Origin of the sequence: Curtobacterium sp. A7_M15, assembly GCF_030705415.1 — a bacterium.
Taxonomy (GTDB): domain Bacteria; phylum Actinomycetota; class Actinomycetes; order Actinomycetales; family Microbacteriaceae; genus Curtobacterium.
In genome coordinates this window covers 1-4,924 of the sequence record NZ_JAUZED010000168.1, presented here as the reverse complement: position 1 = coordinate 4,924, position 4,924 = coordinate 1, and the positions used below count along the sequence as shown (strand labels likewise).

The window sequence follows — 4,924 nt, the reverse complement described above, 5'->3', positions numbered from 1 at the left end:
CCGGCCGCGCGCCGGGGTCGATGCGCGGGGACGGATCTTCCCAGAACGCGTGCGATTGTTGGCGGAAACGGGCGTACCTGGTCGGAACTTCTCACCAGGTACGCGCGAAAGCACGCGGTACGCGCGAAAGCACCCGGCGGCCGGGGCCGGCAGGCCGCACGGCCGCACGGCCGCACCCGCGTCAGCGCCGGCGGCCGAAGCGCCGCTGCAGGCCCCACTGCGTCGTGCGGAGCATGGCCTCGACCACGATCGACCGACTCATCTTCGAGACGCCGTGCACGCGGTCCCGGAAGCGGATCGGGACCTCGACGATGCGGCCACCGAGGTCGTCCACCCGCAGGGTCATGTCGACCTGGAAGCAGTAGCCCTTCGAATCGATCGAGTCGAGGTCCATCCGGGCGATCGCGTCGGCGCGGTAGACCCGGAAGCCCGCCGTGACGTCGCGCACCCCGATGCCGAGCACGAACCGGGCGTAGGTGTTCGCCCCGCGGCTGAGGACCTCGCGGTGGAGCGGCCAGTCGACCACCGATCCCCCGGGGACCCACCGTGACCCGATCGCGAGCATGACGTCGTCGGCACCGTCGACCGCTGCCACGAGCGCCGGGAGCCGGTCGGCCGGGTGCGAGCCGTCCGCGTCCATCTCGACGAGCAGCGGGTACCCGCGCTCGAGCCCCCACCGGAAACCGGCGACGTACGCCGTCCCGAGGCCGAGCTTGCCGGAGCGCTCGAGCAGGTGCACCCGGTCGTCCTCGGCCGCGAGCTGCCGCACGATGTCGCCGGTGCCGTCGGGGCTCGCGTCGTCGACGACGAGCAGGTGTGCGTCGGGCAGTGCGCCCAGGACGGCTGCGGCGATCGCGCGGACGTTCTCGGCCTCGTCGTAGGTCGGGACGATCACGAGCGCCGTGGCGCCCGCGGTCACCGGTTCTGCAGCCGGCGCTTGATCTTGCCGGCGACGCTCCGCGGGCCCTCGGTCCGGAAGTAGTGCACGGCGCGACCGAGGTCGTGGCGGACGCCGTAGAGCTTCTTGCGGTCGGGGACGCGCACGCGCATGGTGTGCGGCTGGATCGTCGCCGAGGTGTCGCGGACGCTCTTGTCGGCTGCGCGGATCGGGTTCCGGCAGAAATCGACGAGCGGGGCGAGGACGTTCTCCCACGTGAACTGCTCGCGCACGCGGTCGACGTTGCCGATGAACTCGGCACGGGCCTTCTTGTCGAAGAGCGCCGTCTCGAGCGCCGCGGCCAGGCCGTCGACGTCCTGTTCGTGCACGGCGATGCCGAGCTTCTCCTCGGCGACGAGGTCACCGAAGGAGTCCCCCGCGGTCGTCACGATCGGCAGGCGCGCCCACAGGTAGTCGAGGATCCGGGTGCGGAACGAGAACGTGGTCTCGAGGTGCTCGTAGTGCGTCGAGACGCCGGCGTCGGCCTCGAGCAGGTAGGCGCCGCGCTCCTCGTACGGGATCCACGCGTCGTTGAAGAACACGTTCTTGCCGGTCAGGCCGAGGGCGTCGGCCTCGGCACGGACCTTGGCGACGATGTCCATCTCGGGGACGTCCGGGTTCGGGTGCTGCACGCCCATGAAGAAGAGCTTCACGCTCGGCTTCTTCGCGGCGAGCCGGCCGATCGCGCGGACGAGCGTCAGGGGGTCGAACCAGTCGTAGATGCCACCGCCCCAGACGACGAGCTTGTCGTTCTTGCCGATGCCGGGGACGACGCCCTTGACCCGCTGCTGGTCGTGCACCGGCGGCGTCGAGGACAGGCCGAACGGCACGACGCCGATGAGCGAGCGGAGGTCGGGGTCGCGCGAGTAGGTGCGGGCGTTCACGCGACCCGAGCCGGCGAGCTGGCCGAGCCAGAACATGCGCTGCCGCTCGGAGGCGCAGATGAAGTAGTCGCCGAGCTCGAGCTGGTGGTTCAGGGTATCCGACGCGTCGAGGATCTGCCGGTTCCACTGGTCGACGTCGTCGCTGCGGCCCTGTTCGAGCTGCTCGAGGTGCAGCGGGTCGTAGACGTCGACGACGAGGATCTTGCTGGTCGACTCGAGCACCGGGAACAGGCGGAGCGCGTGGCCCTGCACGATGATGACGTCGGCCCAGGCCTCGTGCTCGACCATCTGGCGCGGGTGGCGGTGCGGCACCGTCACGACCTCGTACGAGGGGTCGATCTGCGTCGAACGCGTGAGGCTGATGACCCGCACGTCGTGCTCGCCGGCGAGCTGCTTCGCCATCTGCGTCGCACGGATCGCGGGGCCGGCCATCTTCTCGCCGATCGCGTCGCCCGTGATGATGAGGACCCGGCGCCGGGTGCCGACCTCGAGCACACCGAGCGAGTGCACGATCTTGTCGTAGCCGGCGAGGTAGTTCTCGATCGGGTACGCGGGCTCGTCGCGGTTGCCGAACAGGCGCAGGAGCTCGCGGTCGGAGCGGACGCGGGTCGCCTGGATCTGCCGACGCGACTCGGTCATCGACGGCAGCTGCTCGACGAACTGGTCGACACCGTAGATGCCCGCCATCGCCGTCTTCGGCACGGGGATCGTCGGGACGCTGTCGTCGCCCGGGTTGCGGAGGTCGAGCTCGGTCGAGTCGAGCTCGCCCCGCCCGACGGCACGGCGGACGACGAGCGCGAGCGATCCGGGGAGGGCCGCTGCGAGCTGCTCGTCGCCGAGGTTCTTGTAGAGCGTGAACAGGGCGTTCCGCTCGAGCAGGTAGGTCTCGCGGAAGTCGCCGAACTTGTTCATCGACGCGTGGTGCTTGTGGAACGCGACCGACTTCGGCTGGTAGCGGAAGCGCCAGCCGAGTAGGTTGAGCCGCCAACCGAGGTCGACGTCCTCGTAGAACATGAAGTAGCGGTCGTCGAAGCCGTCGAGCTGCTCGAAGAGCTCGGCACGGATGAACATCGCCGCGCCGGTGCCGAACAGCACGTCGGTCTCGGACTCCCAGCGCCCGGTGTCCGGCGAACCGGCGAAGGGCTTGTAGCCCATGCCGTACCAGGTCATCGCGGCCTCGGTGAAGTCGACGTTGACGCCCTCCCAGTCGAGGACCTTCGACGCCACGGCGCCGATGTCCGCGCCGGAGGCGAAGGTCGCCATCGCCTCGCGCACCCAGCCGGTGTCGGGTCGGGCGTCGTTGTTGAGGAACGCCACGATCTCGCCGGAGGACTTCTCGACGCCGAGGTTGCAACCGCCCGTGAAGCCGAGGTTCGCCCCGGCGTCGACGAGCGTGAAGTCGAGGTCCGACGCCTTCAGCCGACCGAGGTGCTCGGGACCCGAACCGTTCTCGACGACGATGACCTCGAGCTTGTCCTGCGGCCAGTCCTGCTTGCGGAGCTCCGCGATGCTCGTCAGGGTGTCGTCCGTGCCCTTGTAGTTCACGAGGATGACGGACACGACTCCCGGCTTGCGCTCTGTCACGCGGTTCCTCCAGCAGCTGCCGCGCACCAGGCGCGGGTCGACGGGTCGGCCGCGGGGTGCCGACGGCCGATGACACCCTACAAGGCGCGCGCCCGCGCTCCCCTGAGGTCAGCGCCGATTCGTGCAGAATGGCCCGGTGACCGCGACCAGCATCCCGACCGCTCCCACGTCTTCACCGCTCGCCGCGGACTACGCCGCGATCGCTGCGGGAGACCACGCCGAGGGACCGCGCGGGACCGTCCGGTTCGCGGTGTCGACCGACGATCCGGCCGAGGGCAAGGGCGACCTCTACGTCGCGCTCGGGCTGGCCCGGGCGCTCCGCGATGCCGGGTGGGGCGTCGCGATGTGGCCGATCACCCGGTGGGCCGAGCCGGTCCCGGACGACACCGCCGTCGTGGTCGTCATGATCGAGTCGTTCGTGCCGGGGCGGGTGCCGGCATCGACCGCGCTCGTGGCGTGGGTGCGCAACTGGACGGCGAAGTGGGCGGCCCTGCCGTACCTCGACGAGTTCGAGGCGGTCTGGACGTCGTCGACCGCGGCGCGCGACGCCGTCGCCGCGCACTACGACGGCCCGGTCGAGGTCGTGCCGATCGGCGTCGACCTCGAGCTGTTCACCACCGACCCGGACACGCCCCGGAGCGACCGAGCGGTGACGACCGTGAACTTCTGGGGCGTCCGCCGCCACGTGCAGGACGTCCTCGACGAGGTCCGTCCGGCCGAGCCGATCGTCTGGTTCGCCGCGAACGCCGACCACGTCGAGCCGTCGCCCGGCGTCGAGCTGCGTCCGATGGTCCCGTACTTCGCGCTCCCCGAGGTCTACCGGTCGGCGGCCTTCGTCGTCGACGACGTCATCGCCCCCGCGGCCGAGTACGGCACGCTCAACTCCCGTCTGTACGAGTCGCTCGCGTCCGGGGCGCTCCCCGTCACCGACTGCGCGCTCGGCCTCGACGAGCTCGGCCTCGCCGAGGTGCCGGTGTTCGAGGACGCCGCGTCGCTCGAGCGGGCGCTCGCGATGCCCGCGGAGGAGCGGACGGCACTCGTCGAGCGACTGCGCGCCGTCGTGGTCGAGCGGCACTCCTTCGCCGCGCGCGCCGAGCAGGTGCGCCCGGTCCTCGAGGCGGCGATCGAGCGTGCACGGTCACGGACCGGCAGCCGGTCCGCCTTCCTGCGCTGGGCGACGAACGAGCGCGAGGTCCTGCGGGTGGCCGAGCTCGAGCGGGACGTGCACCTGCAGGGCGTCCGTGACATCAACGAGCGGCTGGTCGTGGCCGAGCAGGCCGTGGCGTCGTTCGACGCCGCCCGTCGGCGCGCGGAAGAGGAACGCGACGCGATCGCGCTGCGGTACGACGAGTTCACGCGGTCGGCCGAGTACCGCCTGCTGCACCGCTTCGGTGGCCTCGCGCGCGCCGTGCGGCGCGGGACCGGACGCGGCTGAGCCGGACGCGACCGCCCGACGCACCGGGGACGGCGCGGAGAGCGCGACGGCGTGCATGACGGGAGGCGCCCCACCAGCTGGTGG

At 71.2% G+C, this 4,924-nt stretch carries 3 protein-coding genes; 1 reads left to right on the top strand and 2 read right to left on the bottom strand.

Annotated elements, in window-relative coordinates; all coding sequences use genetic code 11:
• Nucleotides 1-181 precede the first annotated feature (181 nt).
• Both Q7F20_RS17725 and Q7F20_RS17720 read right to left on the bottom strand, forming a co-directional pair.
• The gene (locus tag Q7F20_RS17725) at nucleotides 182-919 is read right to left on the bottom strand and encodes a polyprenol monophosphomannose synthase (protein WP_305741380.1); all 738 of its coding nucleotides are present in this window, start codon (nucleotides 917-919) and stop codon (nucleotides 182-184) included.
• Nucleotides 916-3,405, bottom strand: a complete 2,490-nt coding sequence (locus tag Q7F20_RS17720; protein ID WP_305741379.1) for a glycosyltransferase — start codon at nucleotides 3,403-3,405, stop codon at nucleotides 916-918. Before Q7F20_RS17720 ends, Q7F20_RS17725 begins: the two co-directional genes overlap by 4 nt.
• Nucleotides 3,406-3,541: 136 nt before the next feature.
• On the opposite strand from Q7F20_RS17720, the gene Q7F20_RS17715 reads away from it, so the two are divergent.
• On the top strand, nucleotides 3,542-4,840 hold the full coding sequence (locus tag Q7F20_RS17715) for a glycosyltransferase (RefSeq protein ID WP_305741378.1): 1,299 nt from the start codon (nucleotides 3,542-3,544) through the stop codon (nucleotides 4,838-4,840).
• Nucleotides 4,841-4,924 lie beyond the last annotated feature (84 nt).